Annotated in this window: 21 protein-coding genes; 6 read left to right on the forward strand and 15 right to left on the reverse strand. The window is 55.0% G+C overall.

All coding sequences use genetic code 11. From position 1 onward, the window contains the following. Positions 1–256: MASE4 domain-containing protein (locus IMQ56_RS00490; protein ID WP_196063544.1), on the reverse strand; the 256-nt coding region annotated here is incomplete at its 3' end. 192 nt (positions 257–448) lie between these two features. Beyond that, positions 449–916, reverse strand: coding sequence for an outer membrane lipoprotein SlyB (gene slyB / locus IMQ56_RS00495; RefSeq protein ID WP_003857604.1), 468 nt, complete (start codon positions 914–916; stop codon positions 449–451). A 255-nt stretch (positions 917–1,171) separates the two neighbouring features. Here slyB and anmK point away from each other — a divergent pair, with 255 nt between their 5' ends. From anmK to pdxY, 5 genes are all read left to right on the forward strand, one after another. Then, complete coding sequence (gene anmK / locus IMQ56_RS00500) at positions 1,172–2,296, forward strand: anhydro-N-acetylmuramic acid kinase (RefSeq protein ID WP_047726945.1); 1,125 nt, start codon at positions 1,172–1,174, stop codon at positions 2,294–2,296. An 87-nt stretch (positions 2,297–2,383) separates the two neighbouring features. Then, on the forward strand, positions 2,384–2,713 hold the full coding sequence (gene mliC, locus IMQ56_RS00505; protein WP_085929692.1) for a C-type lysozyme inhibitor: 330 nt from the start codon (positions 2,384–2,386) through the stop codon (positions 2,711–2,713). Positions 2,714–2,770: 57 nt separating this feature from the next. Beyond that, on the forward strand, positions 2,771–3,427 hold the full coding sequence (pdxH, locus tag IMQ56_RS00510) for a pyridoxamine 5'-phosphate oxidase (RefSeq protein ID WP_003857601.1): 657 nt from the start codon (positions 2,771–2,773) through the stop codon (positions 3,425–3,427). A 125-nt stretch (positions 3,428–3,552) separates the two neighbouring features. After that, entirely contained in the window at positions 3,553–4,827 is a 1,275-nt protein-coding gene (gene tyrS, locus IMQ56_RS00515; RefSeq protein WP_017384594.1) for a tyrosine--tRNA ligase, read from the forward strand. Between the two features lie 66 nt (positions 4,828–4,893). Beyond that, positions 4,894–5,754 (forward strand): pyridoxal kinase PdxY, encoded by an 861-nt coding sequence (gene pdxY / locus IMQ56_RS00520; protein ID WP_032670041.1) that lies wholly within the window; start codon positions 4,894–4,896, stop codon positions 5,752–5,754. Between the two features lie 90 nt (positions 5,755–5,844). On the opposite strand, the gene gstA is transcribed toward pdxY, so the two are convergent. From gstA to blr, 12 genes are all read right to left on the reverse strand, one after another. Beyond that, on the reverse strand, positions 5,845–6,450 hold the full coding sequence (gstA, locus tag IMQ56_RS00525) for a glutathione transferase GstA (RefSeq protein WP_003857598.1): 606 nt from the start codon (positions 6,448–6,450) through the stop codon (positions 5,845–5,847). 105 nt (positions 6,451–6,555) lie between these two features. Further along, positions 6,556–8,064, reverse strand: coding sequence for a dipeptide/tripeptide permease DtpA (gene dtpA, locus IMQ56_RS00530; RefSeq protein ID WP_003857596.1), 1,509 nt, complete (start codon positions 8,062–8,064; stop codon positions 6,556–6,558). 613 nt (positions 8,065–8,677) lie between these two features. Beyond that, positions 8,678–9,313: an endonuclease III gene (gene nth, locus IMQ56_RS00535; RefSeq protein WP_015570668.1), complete on the reverse strand. Its 636-nt coding sequence runs from the start codon at positions 9,311–9,313 to the stop codon at positions 8,678–8,680. Continuing rightward, a complete protein-coding gene (locus tag IMQ56_RS00540) occupies positions 9,310–9,996 on the reverse strand; it encodes an electron transport complex subunit E (RefSeq protein ID WP_003857592.1) in 687 nt (228 codons plus the stop codon). Before IMQ56_RS00540 ends, nth begins: the two co-directional genes overlap by 4 nt. 2 nt (positions 9,997–9,998) lie before the next feature. Continuing rightward, the gene (gene rsxG / locus IMQ56_RS00545; RefSeq protein ID WP_196063545.1) at positions 9,999–10,619 is read right to left on the reverse strand and encodes an electron transport complex subunit RsxG; all 621 of its coding nucleotides are present in this window, start codon (positions 10,617–10,619) and stop codon (positions 9,999–10,001) included. A 10-nt stretch (positions 10,620–10,629) separates the two neighbouring features. Beyond that, positions 10,630–11,682, reverse strand: a complete 1,053-nt coding sequence (gene rsxD / locus IMQ56_RS00550) for an electron transport complex subunit RsxD (protein ID WP_015570666.1) — start codon at positions 11,680–11,682, stop codon at positions 10,630–10,632. Then, positions 11,683–13,704, reverse strand: coding sequence for an electron transport complex subunit RsxC (rsxC, locus tag IMQ56_RS00555; protein ID WP_015570665.1), 2,022 nt, complete (start codon positions 13,702–13,704; stop codon positions 11,683–11,685). Beyond that, positions 13,697–14,275, reverse strand: coding sequence for an electron transport complex subunit RsxB (rsxB, locus tag IMQ56_RS00560; protein WP_015570664.1), 579 nt, complete (start codon positions 14,273–14,275; stop codon positions 13,697–13,699). The genes rsxC and rsxB overlap by 8 nt, the downstream gene beginning before the upstream one ends. After that, positions 14,275–14,856 (reverse strand): electron transport complex subunit RsxA, encoded by a 582-nt coding sequence (gene rsxA, locus IMQ56_RS00565; RefSeq protein ID WP_000133206.1) that lies wholly within the window; start codon positions 14,854–14,856, stop codon positions 14,275–14,277. Before rsxA ends, rsxB begins: the two co-directional genes overlap by 1 nt. 76 nt (positions 14,857–14,932) lie before the next feature. Beyond that, complete coding sequence (locus IMQ56_RS00570; protein WP_033487090.1) at positions 14,933–15,373, reverse strand: DUF2569 domain-containing protein; 441 nt, start codon at positions 15,371–15,373, stop codon at positions 14,933–14,935. 85 nt (positions 15,374–15,458) lie between these two features. Further along, entirely contained in the window at positions 15,459–15,674 is a 216-nt protein-coding gene (gene ydgT, locus IMQ56_RS00575; RefSeq protein ID WP_000217941.1) for a transcription modulator YdgT, read from the reverse strand. Positions 15,675–15,903: 229 nt separating this feature from the next. Then, a complete protein-coding gene (gene blr, locus IMQ56_RS00580) occupies positions 15,904–16,029 on the reverse strand; it encodes a division septum protein Blr (RefSeq protein ID WP_151884424.1) in 126 nt (41 codons plus the stop codon). A gap of 239 nt (positions 16,030–16,268) precedes the next feature. Here blr and IMQ56_RS00585 point away from each other — a divergent pair, with 239 nt between their 5' ends. Then, positions 16,269–17,309, forward strand: a complete 1,041-nt coding sequence (locus IMQ56_RS00585) for an oxidoreductase (RefSeq protein ID WP_032648137.1) — start codon at positions 16,269–16,271, stop codon at positions 17,307–17,309. A 56-nt stretch (positions 17,310–17,365) separates the two neighbouring features. Here IMQ56_RS00585 and add read toward each other — a convergent pair whose 3' ends face one another. Beyond that, positions 17,366–18,364 carry an adenosine deaminase gene (gene add / locus IMQ56_RS00590; protein ID WP_033487089.1) on the reverse strand — a complete coding sequence of 333 codons (999 nt, stop codon included), beginning with the start codon at positions 18,362–18,364 and terminating at the stop codon, positions 17,366–17,368. Position 18,365: the final 1 nt, after the last annotated feature.

Raw genomic sequence — 18,365 nt, forward strand, 5'->3', positions numbered from 1 at the left:
AGCCGGCAAAGGCCAGGGCAATGGGAACAAGATATAATCGCCTTCTGTCGCACCAGTATTTCATTGCCATAAAACAGGCAATAAACAGATGAAACACCAGAAGAAATATCGTCAGCGTAGGGAAAAACAAAGGTGAAAACGAAGGAACCCATTCAACAAGTTTTATAAAAAAAGCTTGTAATACGGCAATGATAACAATGCATCCAAGCGCGAAGGCCACAAAGCGGTTCTTTACAAATCGACAGATCGCAAGCATAGAGAATTTAAAAATTAAAAAAGAAAAGAGATTGCGAAGAGTTTAAGTGAGGGAAATAAAAAATACTTTGCGCACGGACAAAAATAGATGAAATGAATAATTCACTGTGTGAATGTATTGTGCAAATATATTGTTGGAGACGATGATTTTGTTAAATGGATGCGGTCTGAACAGACCACATCCATCAGGATATTAGCGCGGGGAGACGGTAACCTGGCTGCCGTTGCTTGCCAGTACAACACGCTGGCCAGCAGAGAAGCGGGTGTTACCCTGTTTCTGCACAACCATAATGGTGCTGCCATCGTCTTTACGGATTTCCAGCTCAACGCCCTGAGTTTTGTTCATCGCACCCTGAACGCCCTGACCCGCTACGCCGCCTGCAACTGCGCCCGCTGCGGTAGCCAGAGAACGTCCGGTGCCGCCGCCAATGGTATTACCCAGGAAACCACCCAGCACAGCACCACCGATTGCGCCCACCACGTTCGTGTCATCGCCACCCTGAATCTGAACAGGACGGGCATTAACGATAGTACCGTATGTCACGTTCTGTACCTGTTTAGCTTCAGAAGCACTATATACGTCGCCGGAGAGTGAACTGTCATTCACACAACCCGCCAGTGTTAAACCAATCAGCGAAACGCCCAGTACACGTAAAATCATTTGACTCTCCTGTTCACCAAAAAACGCCCGGTTGGGGCATCCGTTATGGCTAAATTATATGGCATTCCTGACCACAGTTCATATCTTTGCATGCCGAATAGATAAATTTTACTTCAACAGGGCTTAACGGGACATAAACAAAAACCGTCTGTGCTACAGGTCTGAGATTGTTAAAAAATATTATCACCGCATAGCAAAGCCGCGTTATTTATGATGGAGTGTTTGCACTTAGCCCATGTAACGTAAGGAAAGCGCATGAAATCGGGTCGCTATATCGGTGTGATGTCTGGTACCAGTCTTGACGGTGTGGATGTCGTTCTGGCCGCCATTGATGAAAACATGGTGGCGCAGCAGGCAAGCCTGACCTGGCCTATTCCTGTCTCGTTAAAAGAAGAGATCCTGAACATCTGCCAGGGACAACAGCTGACGCTTTCCCAACTGGGCCAACTGGATGTGCGTCTGGGGGCGCTGTTTGCTGAGGCGGTACTGGCCCTGATGCAGCAGGAAAGACTCCACCCGCAGGATATCGTGGCAATAGGTTGCCATGGGCAGACCGTCTGGCATGAACCTGTCGGCGAGGCGCCGCACACGATGCAAATTGGCGATAACAACCAGATTGTGGCAAAAACCGGCGTGACGGTGGTGGGTGATTTCCGTCGTCGCGATATGGCCCTCGGCGGGCAGGGGGCGCCGCTGGTTCCGGCATTTCATCAGGCGCTGCTGGCGCACCCGGTAGAGCGCAGGATGGTCCTGAACATCGGCGGGATCGCCAACCTGTCGATGCTTATTCCCGGGCAGCCCGTGCGGGGGTACGATACCGGACCCGGTAATATGCTGATGGATGCCTGGATCTGGCGTCAGAGCGGCAAAGCCTACGACAAAGACGCGCAGTGGGCCAGCCAGGGGAAAGTGATCCTTCCCTTGCTGCAAACCCTGTTAAGCGATCCTTTCTTTGCTCTGCCCGCGCCGAAAAGCACGGGGCGGGAATATTTCAACTACGGCTGGCTTGAACGTCAGCTGGCGCGCTTCCCCGGCCTTGCGCCTCAGGATGTGCAGGCTACGCTGACGGAGCTCACCGCGGTATCGATTTCTGAACAGGTGTTGCTGAGCGGCGGATGTGAGCGCTTGCTGGTATGCGGAGGCGGAAGCCGCAACCCGCTGGTGATGGCACGCCTCGCCGCCTTGCTGCCAGGCACCGAAGTCACGACCACTGATGAAGCCGGGATCAGCGGAGACGATATGGAAGCGCTGGCCTTCGCCTGGCTTGCCTGGCGTACGGTTGCCGGTCTGCCGGGGAATTTACCCTCCGTAACCGGTGCGCTGGAGGCGAGCGTCCTTGGGGCCATTTTCCCCGCAAACCCGCGCCATAATCAGAGTTAACTGAAATTCAGCGGGAGGCGTAACCCGTAAAATAGGGAAAAACAGGAGGGCGGTTAGGCCCTCCAGGACCAGGATAGTCTTCGGAATCTGCCCATGAAAAAACTTCTTCTCATTGCTGTACCTTTTCTTATGACCGGATGCAGCGTCTATAACCAGTTCGTTGAGCGTATGCAAACCGATACGCTGGAATATCGTTGTGATGAAAAACCGCTGACGGTGAAGCTGAACAACCCGCATCAGGAAGCCAGCTTTGTTTATGACAATAAGTTGTTAACGCTGAAGCAGGGAATGTCGGCCTCCGGTGCGCGCTACTCAGACGGGATCTACGTCTTCTGGTCGAAAGGCGACAGCGCCACCGTCTACAAGCGTGACCGCATTGTGCTGAACAATTGTCAGCTTGAAAATCCGAAGCGTTGAGATTTTTGAAGGGGGCGCGCACAATAGCGCCACCCAATCTCACTTTCAGCTAACGCCATGTCAGATAACGACGAACTACAGCAAATTGCGCATCTGCGCCGTGAATACACCAAAGGCGGTCTGCGCCGCCAGGATCTTCCCGCCGAACCGCTGGTGCTTTTTGAACGCTGGCTGAAGCAGGCCTGCGAAGCGAAACTGGCTGACCCGACGGCAATGGTCGTTGCCACGGTTGATGAAAATGGTCAGCCGTATCAACGCATCGTTCTTCTCAAGCATTATGACGAGAAAGGGCTGGTGTTCTACACCAATCTTGGCAGTCGTAAAGCGCATCACCTTGAAAATAATCCGCGTATTAGCCTGCTCTTCCCGTGGCATATGCTGGAGCGCCAGGTGATGGTCACCGGCAAGGCGGAGCGCCTCTCTACGCTCGAAGTGGTAAAATATTTCCACAGTCGCCCGCGCGACAGTCAGATCGGCGCCTGGGTCTCTAAACAGTCCAGCCGAATCTCAGCCCGCGGTGTGCTGGAAAGTAAATTCCTCGAACTCAAACAGAAGTTTCAGCAGGGTGAAGTACCGCTGCCGAGTTTCTGGGGCGGGTTCCGCATCCCCATTGAGCAGATGGAATTCTGGCAGGGCGGTGAACACCGCCTGCACGACCGCTTTTTATACCAGCGCGACAACGGTGGCTGGAAAATCGACAGACTGGCCCCGTAATCCCCAAAATTTGTTGATTTAAGCGCTAGCGCACACCGCGCTGGCGCTTTATTCTATGGTCCTTTCGCATCAGGCGAAAAGTCGTGTACCGGCAAAGGTGCAGTCGTTTATACATGGAGAATTTGATGGCAAGCAGTAACTTGATTAAACAATTGCAAGAGCGGGGCCTCGTGGCCCAGGTGACGGACGAGGAAGCGTTAGCAGAGCGACTGGCGCAAGGCCCGATCGCGCTCTATTGCGGCTTCGATCCCACCGCTGACAGCTTGCATTTGGGGCATCTTGTTCCATTGTTATGCCTGAAACGCTTCCAGATGGCCGGCCATAAGCCTGTCGCACTGGTTGGCGGCGCGACCGGTCTGATTGGCGACCCAAGTTTCAAAGCCGCTGAGCGTAAGCTGAACACCGAAGACACCGTGCAGGAGTGGGTGGATAAGATCCGTAAACAGGTTGCACCGTTCCTGGATTTCGACTGCGGTGACAACTCTGCGATTGCGGCGAACAACTACGACTGGTTTGGTGGCATGAACGTGCTGACGTTCCTGCGTGACATCGGCAAACACTTCTCTGTTAACCAGATGATTAACAAAGAAGCAGTAAAGCAGCGTCTTAACCGTGACGATCAGGGTATCTCTTTCACGGAGTTCTCCTATAACCTGTTGCAGGGGTATGACTTCGCCTGCCTGAACAAACTGCACGGCGTCTCTCTGCAAATTGGCGGTTCCGACCAGTGGGGTAACATCACCTCCGGTATCGATCTGACCCGTCGCCTCCACCAGAATCAGGTGTTTGGTCTGACCGTGCCGTTGATCACCAAAGCCGACGGTACCAAGTTCGGTAAGACCGAAGGCGGCGCGGTATGGCTGGATCCGAAGAAAACCAGCCCGTACAAGTTCTACCAGTTCTGGATCAACACGGCGGATGCCGACGTTTATCGCTTCCTGAAGTTCTTCACCTTTATGGATATCGAAGAAATCAATGCGCTGGAAGAAGAAGACAAGAACAGCGGTAAAGCACCACGCGCCCAGTACGTGCTGGCGGACGAAGTGACTAAACTGGTTCACGGCGAAGAAGGTCTGGCGGCGGCGAAGCGCATTACGGCTAGCCTGTTCAACGGAACCCTGAGCGATTTAAGCGAAGCGGATTTCGAACAGCTGGCGCAGGATGGCGTGCCGATGGTTGAGATGGAAAAAGGCGCCGATCTGATGCAGGCGCTGGTGGACTCCGAGCTCCAGCCGTCTCGCGGTCAGGCGCGTAAAACCATCGCCTCTAACGCGATCACCATTAATGGCGAAAAACAGGCCGATCCGGAATACACCTTTACCGAGAACGACCGTCTCTATGGTCGCTACACGCTGCTGCGTCGCGGTAAGAAAAATTACTGCCTGGTCTGCTGGAAGTAATTAAAAGTATGCAGGGGCGTGGGAAACCACGCCCCTTTTGTTTTGACAGGGTTTGGTAAGTACAACATGAAGAACATCCTCGCCATTCAGTCCCACGTTGTGTTTGGACATGCTGGCAACAGCGCTGCGGAATTCCCGATGCGCCGCCTCGGCGTTAACGTCTGGCCCCTCAATACCGTCCAGTTCTCGAATCACACCCAGTACGGTAAATGGACCGGCTGCGTGATGCCGCCGTCGCATCTGTCGGAAATCGTTCAGGGGATTGCGGATATCGACCAGCTTAAACGCTGCGATGCCGTACTCAGCGGCTATCTGGGTTCGGCGGAGCAGGGGGAACATATCCTCGGCATTGTGCGCCAGGTGAAAGCGGCAAACCCCGCGGCGAAATATTTCTGCGATCCGGTAATGGGACATCCTGAAAAAGGCTGCATCGTAGCGCCGGGTGTTGCGGAGTTTCATGTCCGTCATGCATTGCCCGCCAGCGATATTATTGCCCCCAACCTGATTGAACTTGAGATCCTGTGCGAGCATCCGGTCAACAGCGTAGAAGAGGCTGTAAGCGCCTCTCGCGAGCTGATCGCCCAGGGGCCAGAGATTGTGCTGGTTAAGCACCTGGCACGCGCAGGGTTGAGCCAGGACCGTTTTGAAATGCTGCTGGTGACGAAGGATGAAGCCTGGCATATCAGTCGACCGCTGGTGGATTTCGGTGCACGTCAGCCTGTCGGGGTCGGGGATGTGACCAGCGGTTTGCTGCTGGTGAAGCTATTGCAGGGCGCGAGCCTGCGCGATGCGCTGGAGCACGTCACCGCAGCCGTTTATGAAATCATGATTGCGACGAAGACGATGCAGGAATATGAGCTCCAGGTCGTCGCGGCGCAGGATCGCATCGCGAAGCCGGAGCACTATTTTAGCGCAACGCAGCTTTAGAAAACGCCCGGCGCCGCTGCGCTTGCACGGGCCTACGGAATTTATAGGCCGGGTAAGCGTCAGCGCCACCCGGCAATCCAGGCCGCTCGGTTAATTCAACCCTTCCGCTTTCAGCGCCGCTGCCACCGCAGGACGCTCCGCCACGCGCGTCATATACGATGCGACATGGTCTAATCCTTCCATGTTCAGCTTAACCGCGCGCGCCCAGCGCAGAACGGTAAACAGATAGGCATCGGCGATGGTGAAACGCGAGCCACAGATCCACTGGTCGTCTTTCAGCGCGTCGTTAACGTACTGCAACTTTTTCTCCAGCAGCGCGCGCACGGTAGGTTTGTACTCTTCCGGCGTGTCCGGGCGGAACAGGGGCGTAAAGCCTTTGTGCAGTTCGGTGGCAATATAGTTCAGCCACTCCAGCGTTTTATAACGCGCAATGCTGCCGGTGGGGGCAAGGAGCTGACGATCCGGTACGTTGTCCGCCAGGAATTGCATAATCGCCACCCCTTCGGTCAGCAGGGTGCCATCATCCAGCAGCAGGGCCGGAACCTGGCCTTTTGGGTTAATCGCAAAAAAGTCATCCCCGTTTTCCAGACGCTTTTTCATCAGGTCAACGCCGTCCAGCGTGAAATCTTTACCGCTCTCGCGAAGCGTAATATGGGAAGCAAGAGAGCAGGCGCCCGGTTTATAGAACAGTTTCATCGGTAACTCCTTTTTGCTGAGGTTCCAGCTATGTTAGTGCGCGTTCGGATAAAAAAAAAGCCGCTAATCAATTAGCGGCTTCTGTTCAGTCGTTTCCCGATGACATTACGCGTTCGCGGTTTTGATCGCTTTAGCGGATTTGTCGTCGTCCTGGGTCATACGATTCAGTTTAGGTGCGGTCAGCAGCATCAGCACGGCAATCACGGCGGTCGCGATACCAATTTGCATGAATACGGTGCCGTAGACATTCAGGGAAACCAGCGGGTCGGTAACGTTGTCTGGTACCGCCATCAGGTTCGCAATCTTACCTGCGATGATAGCCGCGCCAGCGGTGGTCAGGAACCAGCTACCCATGATGAAGCCCATCAGACGCTGAGGGACCAGCTGCGCAACCATCGCCAGGCCCAGACCGGAGATCATCAGTTCACCGATAGATTGCAGCGCATAGCTCAGGATCAGCCAGTTAACAGACACGATACCCGCGTCGGTCGCGAATTTCGTCCCCAGCGGCAGCACCAGGAATGCGCCAGAGCACAGCACCATACCGATAGCGAACTTGTGCGGCATAGGCAGACGGTCGCCCATCTTGTTATAGATAGCGGCCAGAATCGGGCTACCAATCATGATCCAGAACGGGTTCAGGGCCTGATACTGCTCCGGCTCGAACGCGATACCGAGGATGGAGTGCTCAACGTTGCGGATAGCGAAGAAGTTCAGAGACGTTGGCATCTGGCTGTACAGAACGAAGAAGATGATCGCTTCCAGCATCAGAATGAACGCCACAATCATCTTACGACGTGCCGCACCCTGCATCGCGAAGGCTTCTTTCGCAAAGATAATCACGATACCCAGCGCAACCACGCCCAGTACGGCACGTGCTACGCCCTGGTTATGCAGCAGCCAGGTGGCAACAGCGGCCAGGATCACGATGCCGACGATGGTTGCCAGCAGTTTGCCCATGTGCACGGGTTCGAAGTCTGGTTTTGAACCATAGTCTTTAACCCAGCTACGGCAGAACAGGAAGTTCACAACGGTGATCAGCATACCCACGAAGCTCAGCGCAAACGCTACGCTCCAGCCGAATTTGGCGGCCAGCCATGGGGTTGCCAGCATAGAGAAGAAGGAACCGATGTTGATGGACATGTAGTACATGGTAAATGCACCGTCCAGACGCGGGTCATCTTTGCTGTAGCAGGTAGAGAGCAGGGAAGACGGGTTCGCCTTGAAGAGGCCGTTACCTACCGCGATGGTAGCCATACCCATGTAAACCACACCTGCATCGTGCCCGGACCAGGCAACCAGCCCATAGCCAATCGCCAGAACAACGGCGCCCAGCATAATGACTCGTTTAGTACCGAGGACTTTATCGCCTAACCAGCCGCCGATAGCGACCAGGCCATACACCAGGGCGCTGAAGGAAGAGAACAGCGTGATGGAATCGGCTTCAGACATACCCAGCTGTTTAACCAGGTAAACCGCCATGATCCCTTGCAGGCCGTAGTAGCCAAAACGTTCCCATAATTCGATCGAGAAAATGAGATAGAACGCTTTAGGCTGTTTGAAAGCGTTAAGACTTACGCTCTCATCTGTTGGTTTATTGTTTGCAGTAGACACATATACCTCTTTTTTTACATCCCATATTAACGGGGGTGTTCATAGCGTGATGACCGTAGTCCATCCGCTTTATAGTTATATTGGGAGGGGAAACGGCGGGTAATGTTCACTATCCAGCCCCATCTGGCAATACGTTTGTAATAATCTGTTACATATAACTCTGGCGGTATAATCATCGGTTCATGCAAATGTTATACAGCGTTAAATCTCATCCGTTCAAAATTGATGGTTTTTTTCACTGTAAACGACCCTGTTCAACGGCTGTATGGCGATATGTTCTGCTATTTTGGGTGATTGGCAGTGATATAGCCCATATTCTGAAAAATGACTGGTCTTATGTGCGGTATGGAATCGATGAAATCTTGTCTGACAAAGGGGTTGGGCGGGTTTTAACAACAAAAATCCAACATCAGGTTATCAGAGTGATCGCGATCACAGATGTATAGAAATTTTTGGTGATGAAAAAACTATTAACCTCTTTGAGTGTTAAATGACCGAAGAATCGACAATGCGTTAAGGAGAAAGAGAGGGCAATTTATGGTCAATCGGGAAGATATCAGAGCCCTTGTTAATATTAAGGGCTTGAACAGGTAAGAAGTTAGGTGGTTTACGCTCAGGGATAGACTTTTTCTTTGTATTCGCAGAGATCTTCGATAATGCAGGAACCGCAGCGTGGCTTACGGGCAATACAGGTATACCGTCCGTGCAGGATCAGCCAGTGGTGGCAGTCCACCTTAAATTCCGCCGGGACCACTTTTAAAAGCTTCTCTTCCACCTCTTCCACGTTTTTACCCGGCGCGAACCGGGTACGGTTAGAGACGCGAAAGATATGGGTATCTACGGCGATGGTCGGCCAGCCAAACGCCGTGTTCAGCACCACATTTGCCGTTTTACGCCCGACGCCCGGCAACGCTTCCAGCGCAGCGCGGTCTTCCGGGACTTCACCGCCGTGCTGCTCCAGCAGGATCCGGCAGGTCTTAATGACGTTTTCGGCCTTGCTGTTAAACAGGCCAATGGTCTTGATATAGGATTTCACACCTTCAACGCCCAGCTCCAGCATGGCCTGCGGCGTATTGGCGACAGGGTAGAGCAGGGCCGTGGCTTTGTTGACGCTCACGTCCGTCGCCTGTGCAGAGAGCAGCACCGCGATCAACAGTTCAAACGGCGAGTTAAAGTTCAGCTCTGTCGTAGGATGAGGATTCTCATCGCGCAGGCGCGTCAGGATCGCAATGCGTTTCTCTTTATTCATACTGCTTTCTCGGGGATCCCTTCCTGTACGCTGCGCTCAGCGGCGCGGCGTTTACGTTTTTCATCAATCAGGTATTTTAACGCCAGCATCATCCCAAGGCCAATGAAGGCGCCAGGCGGCAGCATGGCCAGCAGGAACGGAGTGTCCGTATGGAACACCTCAATACGCAGCGACTTCGCCCAGCCGCCAAGCAGCGCGTCCGCACCGTCGAAGAGCGTACCGTTGCCCAAAATTTCACGCAGAGAACCGAGAACGAACATGGCGGCAGTCGCGCCCATGCCGATGGAAAAACCATCCAGCGCGGATATGGCCGGATTGTTTTTCACCGCAAAGGCTTCAGCGCGGCCTACGACAATACAGTTAGTCACGATAAGCGGAATGAAAATCCCGAGCGACTGGTACAGGCCAAATGCGTAGGCGTTAATCAGCATTTGCACCACGCTGACCACCGACGCAATGATCATGACATAGATCGGAATACGGATTTCCGACGGCGTCCAGCGGCGCAAAACAGAAATGGAAAAGTTAGTCAGGGTCAGCACCAGCGTGGTCGCCAGCCCCAGCCCGAGCGCGTTGGTGGCGGTAGACGTCACCGCCAGCAGCGGACACAGCCCCAGCAGCTGTACCAGCGCGGAGTTGTTCTTCCAGAGACCCTGGACGATAACCTCTTTAACCTGGCTCATGGTCACTCCTCACAGGTGGAAAGATGATTGATCTGCGCGGGCAGCGTTTCGGCATACAGCCCGGCGCGCTTGACGGCGTTGACCACCGCGCGCGGGGTAATCGTGGCACCCGTGAACTGGTCAAACTCGCCGCCATCTTTTTTCACCGCGAAAGCAGGATCGTCTTCGCCATGAATCATCTTACCGGCGAAGTGTAAGATCCAGTCGCTTAAGCGTGTTTCAATTTTGTCGCCAAGGCCCGGCGTTTCGTGATGTTCCGTCACGCGCGTGCCCAGCACGGTGCCGGAAAAATCGCTGCCAACCAGCAGCTGAATCGCACCGGAGTAACCGTCCGGCGCGGTGGCTTCCATGACGGCACCCACGGGATTATCGCCCTTGCGGGCAATATAAACGCTATGGGGTCCTTTACCGAGCTGCGGAGCCTGCACGACAAAGCAGCTTTTTTGCAGGTCATTATCGTAGAGGTCGGATGGGATCACCTGATCGAACAGCGTCTTTTGCTGCTTCATTGCCTGCTCTGCAATGGTAGTTTTCGTCAGTTCATTTACCAGCGCGGTCAGCCCGGTGAGGGCGGCAGCGAAGATCGCCAGCGTAACGCCGTGTTTTTGCATTGTTTTTAGCATGGCGTGACCCTTAGCGATGACCGTACACGCGTGGCCGCGTGTAGTAGTCGATGAGCGGAACGGTGATGTTAGCCAGCAGCACGGCAAATGCCACACCGTCCGGATAACCGCCAAAGCTGCGAATAAGCCAGACCAGCAAGCCCGCCAGCGCGCCGAAAATCAGACGACCACGGTTGGTGGTAGACGCGGTGACCGGATCGGTCAGAATAAAGAATGCCCCGAGCATGGTCGCGCCGGAGAGCAGATGGAGCTGCGGGCTGGCCAGTGACTCAGGTGAGATGACCCAGCCGAGCGTCGAGCAGACGGCCAGCGTCACCAGGAAGCTCACCGGAATATGCCAGCGGATCGCCTTCTGTTGCAGCAGGAACGCGCCGCCCAACAAATAGGCCAGATTGACCCACTGCCAGCCAGCACCCGCCAGTACGCCGCTGTAAATAGACGATTTCATCACCTGCTCCACGCTGTGTCCGGCACGCAGGGAGGTTTTGAAGGTATCGAGCGGGGTGGCCTGGCTGATGCCGTCCACGCCCATGCGAAGCGCGTTCATATCTGCGCCCAGCGCGGTGTGGCCGGTAAAGATAACGTGCAGGGCATCCATAAAGCCGGGGACGGTGGCGGCGATCTCATGCGGCGGCAGCCAACTGGTCATCTGTACCGGGAAGGAGATCAGCAGTACCACGTAGCCAATCATCGCCGGGTTAAACGGGTTATGGCCCAGCCCGCCGTACAGCTGCTTGGCGATGATCACCGCAAACACCGTTCCCAATACCACCATCCACCACGGGGCGAACGGGGGAATGCTGATGGCCAGCAACAGGCCGGTCAACAGGGCGGAGTTATCGCTCAGGATGCGAGTCACTTCCATTTTGCGCAGCTTCAGGATCGCAGCTTCCGCTGCGACGGCACTGGCGCAACCCAGAACTAACTGGAAAAGCGTACCCCAGCCGAAAAACCAACACTGTACGGCAATACCTGGCAGCGCGGCCAGGCACACCAGCATCATAATACGCGATGTCTGGCGCTGGTTATGGGTATAAGGGGAACTTGCAATTCTGAAAACCATTTAATCCTCGTTAACGGCTTGCTGCGCGGCTTTCTTTGCCTGAACGCGCGCAATCGCGGCGGCGACTGCGGCTTTGCGTGGATCGTCGTTGGCGGCCGCAGGCCGTTCGTCCTGCTGTGCCGCTTTTCGTGCTTTGGCACGGGCGATGGCCGCTTCAACGGCGGCTTTACGCGGGTCGACAGGCGCTTCACTCTCTTCGGCTGGCTGAACCTGTGCCGCTTTTCGTGCTTTGGCACGGGCGATAGCGGCTTCAACGGCCGCCTTGCGCGGATCCGTCGCTTCCTGTTCAACCACCACTGTCTGCTGACCGGCCTTACGGGCTTTTGCCCTGGCGATAGCCGCTTCCACTGCCGCTTTACGCGGGTCGATATCAGCTTCCGGTTTGGCGTGTTGCGCTTTCTCCGCCTGACGCGCGCGAGCTTCGGCTTTACGCGCTTCGCGGGCCGCAATCGCTTCGCTGTTGTCCGGTCTTTCTCCCGGAGCGATCACAACCGTCTGGGCGGCGGTGGCTTTCTTCTCGCGCACGCGGGCCAGGGCTGCGTTAATGGCATCCTGATCTTTCGCCGCAGGCTGGACGGCAGCCTGCTTATGGCGTTCCTGACGGGCTTGTTTCTCGCGCTCCAGTCGCGCCTGACGCGCTTCAAAGCGGGCCTTCGCTTCAGCGGCACGTTTTTCTTCCATGGAGATGGCGTAGATTTCGGCTTTCTCCTGACGGAAGTATTGCACCAGCGGAATATTGCTTGGGCAGACCCAGGCGCAGGCACCGCATTCAATACAGTCAGCCAGGTTATGCGCCTGGGCTTTATCGTGCAGCTGGCCTTTGCTGTACCAGTACAACTGCTGCGGCAGTAAATCTGCCGGGCATGCGTCCGCACAGGCGCTACAGCGTATGCAGCCTTTCTCTTCCTGCGTTTCGCCCATCTCCGTTGGGGAAGGGGCGAGCAGGCAGTTGGTAATCTTCACCACCGGCACATCCAGCCACGGCAGGGTAAAGCCCATCAGCGGGCCACCCATAATGACCAGTTGATCGCTACCCGGGCAGAAGCCAGCCTGTTCCAGCAGATGACGCACCGGCGTACCCAGACGCGCCCAGACGTTGCCGGGACGGGAGACGGACTCGCCGGTCAGCGTGACGACGCGCTCGGTCAATGGCTCGCCGTCAATCACCGCACGTTTCACCGCGTAGGCGGTTCCCACGTTTTGCATCAGCACGCCGATGTCGGACGAACGGCCCCCGTGGGGGACCTGTTTGCCGGTCAGGATCTGCGTCAGCTGTTTTGCCCCGCCGGACGGGTATTTGGTCGGGATCACTCGCAGGGCGATATCGTGGCTGTCTGCCAGTACCGCACGCAGCATCGAAATGGCCTGCGGTTTATTGTCCTCAATACCGATCAGCACTTCGCGGGGTTGCAGAATATGCGCAAGAATGCGAATCCCTTCCACCACCTGCGCGGCACAGTCCTGCATCAGACGGTCATCGGCGGTGATGTACGGTTCGCACTCGGCGGCGTTGATGATCAGCGTTTCGATTTTATCGCCGCCGCCGTGAAGCTTAGCGCCGGTCGGGAAGCCTGCGCCTCCCAGACCCGCCACGCCGAACTGATGAATGCGTTCAATCAGCGCTTCACGGCTGTGGGAACGGTAGTCGCTCCAGCCGTCACGATCGATCCAGCGGTCTTCACCATCGGCTTCAATGATCACGCTCAGCTCAGACAACGCCGACGGATGGGCAACGGTATGGGGGGCAACAGCCACCACCTTACCGGAAGTCGGGGCATGTATCGGCAACATCCGTCCGCGACCAAAGGTCAGCGGCTGGCCGCGAAGAACGCTATCGCCTTCTTTCACGCACAGTTCACCTTCCGCGCCGATATGCTGTTTAAGGGGCATAACGTAACGGGTCGCCAGCGGGATCTGGCGCAGCGGCGTGCCGTTAGACTGCGATTTCATCTCAGGCGGATGAATGCCGCCGTCGAAATCCCAGATCTTCTCTTTTCTGAAGGCAGAAAATAACTTAAGCATGTTGTTCCACAGGAATATTGCGAACCGGAATGGTCTGAAGGTCCCACTTCCAGCTTTCAGTAGTCGTTTCAACCGGGCGTAGTTCTATACACTGCGTCGGGCAGGGCGCCACGCAGAGATTACAGCCGGTGCACAGATCCGCCACAACGGTGTGCATCGCGCGCGTTGCGCCCACAATGGCGTCAACAGGACACGCCTGAATACATTTGGTGCAGCCAATGCAGTTGGCTTCGTCGATGACAGCAAGGGCACGAACGGGCTCCTGGGCCTGTTCATCGCCGTCGACAGGCTGGGGATCGACGTTCAGCAGGGCAGCTATTTTAAGCATGACCGCTTCGCCACCCGGTGCGCAGCGGTTGATCTTTTCGCCCTGCACGCCCACCGCCTCAGCGTAAGGGCGGCAGCCAGGGTAGCCGCACTGCCCGCACTGGCTCTGCGGTAAAAGTTCATCAATTTTTTCAACCACCGGATCGTCCTCCACCGCAAACCGGCGGGAGGCATAACCCAGAATGATGCCAAAGACGAGTCCCAGTACGCTGATGGACGCGATGGCAATCCAGATAGCACTCATTACAACTTCACCAGACCACTAAAGCCCATAAAGGCCAGAGACATTAAACCTGCGGTCACCAGAGCGATGGCGTTACCGCGAAACGGCGCGGGAATATCCGCCGCGGCCAGACGCTCGCGAATCGAGGCGAACAGGACCATAACAAAAGAGAAACCGACCGCCGCGGAAAAACCGTACAGCGCCGATTGCAGGAAATTATGCCCAAGGTTGATATTGAGCAGCGCCACGCCCAGCACCGCGCAGTTGGTGGTGATGAGAGGCAGGAAAATGCCCAGCAGGCGATACAGGGCAGGGCTGGTTTTCCGCACCACCATCTCGGTAAATTGCACCACAACCGCAATGACCAGAATAAAGGACAAGGTGCGCAGGTAGAGCATGTCCAGTGGGATCAGGATCCAGGTATCAATCAGCCATGCGCAAATGGAGGCCATCGTCATCACGAAGGTGGTCGCCAGCCCCATGCCCATTGCCGTCTCCAGCTTTTTGGAGACGCCCATAAACGGGCACAGGCCAAGGAACTTCACCAGTACGAAGTTATTAACCAGCACAGTTCCGACAAAGAGCAGTAAGTAATCGGTCATTATTTAGCCTGAAATAAAATAGCCGCCTATTATCGGATAAACGACAACAGGCCACAACAGGTTAACTGTAAGGTTATTACGGGTTGACAAAGGTCTTCTTAACGCGCGTCGAACGCTTGAAATAAGGGACCATAAGCGCCGTCGCCAGTAGCGGAAACAGTAACTGGCGAACCGCCAGCGCGTCAGACACTGGCGAGAAAGCGAATGCTTTGACAGCCAGCAGCACGGAGACCAGCAGCCAGATAATGTAATGTTTTGGCACGTTTTTGCGGCGTTTGAAGAAGGCGATAGTCAGCCACAGCGTGTAGTACCACATCGCGATCGCGAAAACGAACGACACAAACCACGTTGCAATATTGAGCGCACTCTGGGACATCAGTGCCTGGATAGCATGAGGCGTAACCAGTGCGGTGGTGTATAGCAACAGCGCCAGCGAAGCGCTTAATAATGCCACCAGCAGCCATGCCAGCGGGGCGATTAACCAGCCCCCAATTCTCTCTCCAGGCAATGCGGTCATACGCTCTCCCATAGTCTGCGCGAAATGTTATACAGAAATTTGCAGGGCGGAGAGTATATAACATTTCACGCCGAAGGCTACTTTCTTATACAACGTAACGCCATACGGATTTAGGCACTTCCCCCACATTGAACAGACGACCGCCAGAGACCAGTTCGGCGCGACGATGGTCAGCAGCGCGGTACATATTGATGATGTCCTGATTATCCGACAGCGTGTAGTTCAGATGGTCAAACAGTTTTTCCAGGCTTTCAAGGGAATTGATCTTGCGAAATTTTAATAAATAGTCCTGAACTGTCATATTAATAAGTTTCCATATAAAAGGGTAATACCCATAAAGGTAATGCGTTCGAATAATAAACGGATTAATAAAGACGTAAACTGTCCACTCGGGTAACGCGACGAAATTAGGAGTTTTCTTTGCGAAGAATCAGGCATCAGCAGATGCCTGGAAGAGAAGGGTAACCCCGTTCATTACGGCTGGCAATACGTTCCATGACGTAATGTGTCACGCTTTATGACGACACGGCTTACTTTTGTTGTGCGACAGTAACAGGCTCCGGCGGCTGGTAGTTATCGATATGGCTGGCAATGCCGAGCAACACGACTGAAACCCCAAGGACAATCCATCCCGCTAATTCAATGATTCGATTAATTATTGACGACATAATTTGTGTTTGTAATTTATCCATAAATACAGATTACAAATGTTACAGCGCCCTTTTCGCCAGAGCAAGCGCTTTGGGAACGATTCCTCGAACCCATATACACACTTTAATGCGAGGTAACAAAAAACGCTGTCGCGAGATGCTATTTTAACTCACAGGGCACATTATTAATCTGTGCGTTAAGCACAAGGCCAGTGATAAATAAGCGCACAGCGAGGGGGCAAACGATGAGTGAAAACATACGCGTCGGTCTTATTGGCTACGGGTACGCAAGCAAAACCTTTCATGCTCCGCTGGTTGCCGGCACGCCGGGAATGGAACTGGCGGCTATCACAAGCAGCGATGAGACTAAGGTCCGCGCCGACTGGCCAGCCGTGCCGGTGGTAACGGAGCCTAAGCATCTGTTTAACGATCCTAATATTGACCTTATTATCATTCCAACTCCTAACGACACTCATTTCCCCCTGGCGAAAGCGGCGCTGGAGGCAGGGAAACATGTTGTTGTCGATAAGCCCTTCACCGTGACGTTGTCACAGGCGCGCGAGCTGGATGCGCTGGCGCGAAGTCTGGGTCGGTTATTATCGGTCTTTCACAATCGGCGCTGGGACAGCGATTTCCTGACGGTTAAGGCGCTGATAAACGAAGGCACGCTCGGCGAAATTGCTTTTTTTGAGTCGCATTTCGATCGTTATCGTCCGCAGGTGCGAGATCGCTGGCGCGAGCAGGCGGGACCGGGTAGCGGCATCTGGTATGACTTAGCGCCGCATCTTCTCGATCAGGCCGTTCATCTGTTTGGTTTGCCCGTGAGCATGACGGTCGATTTAGCGCAGCTCAGGCCGGGGGCGCAGACCACCGACTATTTCCATGCCATTTTGAGTTATCCGCAGCGGCGCATTGTGCTGCACGGGACAATGCTTGCGGCGGCGGAATCGGCCCGCTATATCATTCACGGGGCGCGCGGCAGCTATGTGAAGTTCGGCCTGGATCCGCAGGAAGAGCGCCTCAAAAATGGCGAACGCTTACCGCAGGAGGACTGGGGCTACGACATGCGCGACGGGGTGGTGACGCGTGCGGAGGGTGAGGTACTGGTTGAAGAGACGGTATTGACCCTGCCGGGGAACTATCCAGCGTATTACGCCGCCATTCGTGACGCGCTGAACGGTTCAGGTGAAAATCCGGTTCCCGCAAGCCAGGCAATCCAGATTATGGAGCTGATCGAGCTCGGGATCGAATCTGCCAAACATCGCGCAACGCTCTGTCTGGCATAAGTGCCAAACGCTTTCGTAGGCCGGGTAAGCGCAGCGCCACCCGGCAGTAAAGAGGACTACTGAACAACTTTATCGCGCAGCGCCTGTTTCTCTTCAGGCGTCAGGAAGGCGATCTCCAGCCCGTTGATTTGCGCCTGACGGATCTGCTCGCGGCTCAGCCCGGCCTGTGGTGCGGCGATGTTGTATTCGTGAATAATATCCACGCCCTGAACCGCCGGATCGTCCGTGTTCAGCGAAGCCAGCACCCCGTGTTCGAGGAAGGTTTTCAGCGGGTGTTGCGCCAGCGACGCTACTGTACTGGTCTGAATATTGGAGGTCAGGCAGGATTCGATTCCAATACGTTGTTCGGCGAGGAAATCCATCAGCGCGCGATCTTCAATGGCTTTCACGCCATGACCTATACGTTCCGCACCCAGTTCACGAATGGCCTGCCAGATGCTTTCCGGCCCCGCAGCTTCGCCCGCATGAACGGTAATATGCCATCCTGCATCACGTGCGCGGTTGAAATGAGACAGGAACAGACTGCCCGGGAAGCCCAGCTCGTCACCGGCCAGGTCAATGGCGGTGATCTGGTCGCGATGCGCCAGTAATGCTTCCAGTTCCTGAAGACAGGCCGCTTCACCGAAGGTACGGCTCATAATGCCGATCAAACGCGCCTGAACGTCAAAGGTTTTACAGCCTTCACGCACGCCTTCAATGACCGCTTCAACCACGCCCGCTACGGGGAGGTTGTGGGTCATCGCCATATAGCCCGGGGAGAAACGCAGTTCGACATAGTGCAGGCCGTTACGCGCGGCATCTTCGATGTTTTCAAAGGCGACACGGCGACAGGCATCGACCGAGGCCAGCATCTTCACGCCCCAGTCGAGCTTGCTCAGAAAACTCACCAGATCCGGTTCGTTCGACGTGACCTGAACATGCGGGATCAGGGTTTCAAGCGTTTCGGCAGGGAGGGTTAAATTGAACTGGCGACCAAGATCGAGAATGGTTTGGGCACGAATGTTTCCGTCGAGGTGGCGATGAATATCAGTTAAAGGCAGGCGTGTATCAATCATG

The sequence above is a fragment of the Enterobacter sp. Res13-Sevr-PEC09-46 genome (genome assembly GCF_015672585.1).
Taxonomy (GTDB): Bacteria; Pseudomonadota; Gammaproteobacteria; order Enterobacterales; family Enterobacteriaceae; genus Enterobacter; species Enterobacter hormaechei_C.

Excerpts from the sequence above, each read along its gene's own strand:
- slyB (WP_003857604.1), bottom strand. The coding sequence starts at position 916 with ATGATTTTACGTGTACTGGGCGTTTCGCTGATTGGTTTAACACTGGCG.
- anmK (WP_047726945.1), top strand. The coding sequence starts at position 1,172 with ATGAAATCGGGTCGCTATATCGGTGTGATGTCTGGTACCAGTCTTGAC.
- pdxH (WP_003857601.1), top strand. The coding sequence starts at position 2,771 with ATGTCAGATAACGACGAACTACAGCAAATTGCGCATCTGCGCCGTGAA.
- tyrS (WP_017384594.1), top strand. The coding sequence starts at position 3,553 with ATGGCAAGCAGTAACTTGATTAAACAATTGCAAGAGCGGGGCCTCGTG.
- pdxY (WP_032670041.1), top strand. The coding sequence starts at position 4,894 with ATGAAGAACATCCTCGCCATTCAGTCCCACGTTGTGTTTGGACATGCT.
- gstA (WP_003857598.1), bottom strand. The coding sequence starts at position 6,450 with ATGAAACTGTTCTATAAACCGGGCGCCTGCTCTCTTGCTTCCCATATT.
- nth (WP_015570668.1), bottom strand. The coding sequence starts at position 9,313 with ATGAATAAAGAGAAACGCATTGCGATCCTGACGCGCCTGCGCGATGAG.
- IMQ56_RS00540 (WP_003857592.1), bottom strand. The coding sequence starts at position 9,996 with ATGAGCCAGGTTAAAGAGGTTATCGTCCAGGGTCTCTGGAAGAACAAC.
- rsxG (WP_196063545.1), bottom strand. The coding sequence starts at position 10,619 with ATGCTAAAAACAATGCAAAAACACGGCGTTACGCTGGCGATCTTCGCT.
- rsxD (WP_015570666.1), bottom strand. The coding sequence starts at position 11,682 with ATGGTTTTCAGAATTGCAAGTTCCCCTTATACCCATAACCAGCGCCAG.
- rsxC (WP_015570665.1), bottom strand. The coding sequence starts at position 13,704 with ATGCTTAAGTTATTTTCTGCCTTCAGAAAAGAGAAGATCTGGGATTTC.
- rsxB (WP_015570664.1), bottom strand. The coding sequence starts at position 14,275 with ATGAGTGCTATCTGGATTGCCATCGCGTCCATCAGCGTACTGGGACTC.
- rsxA (WP_000133206.1), bottom strand. The coding sequence starts at position 14,856 with ATGACCGATTACTTACTGCTCTTTGTCGGAACTGTGCTGGTTAATAAC.
- IMQ56_RS00570 (WP_033487090.1), bottom strand. The coding sequence starts at position 15,373 with ATGACCGCATTGCCTGGAGAGAGAATTGGGGGCTGGTTAATCGCCCCG.
- ydgT (WP_000217941.1), bottom strand. The coding sequence starts at position 15,674 with ATGACAGTTCAGGACTATTTATTAAAATTTCGCAAGATCAATTCCCTT.
- IMQ56_RS00585 (WP_032648137.1), top strand. The coding sequence starts at position 16,269 with ATGAGTGAAAACATACGCGTCGGTCTTATTGGCTACGGGTACGCAAGC.
- add (WP_033487089.1), bottom strand. The coding sequence starts at position 18,364 with ATGATTGATACACGCCTGCCTTTAACTGATATTCATCGCCACCTCGAC.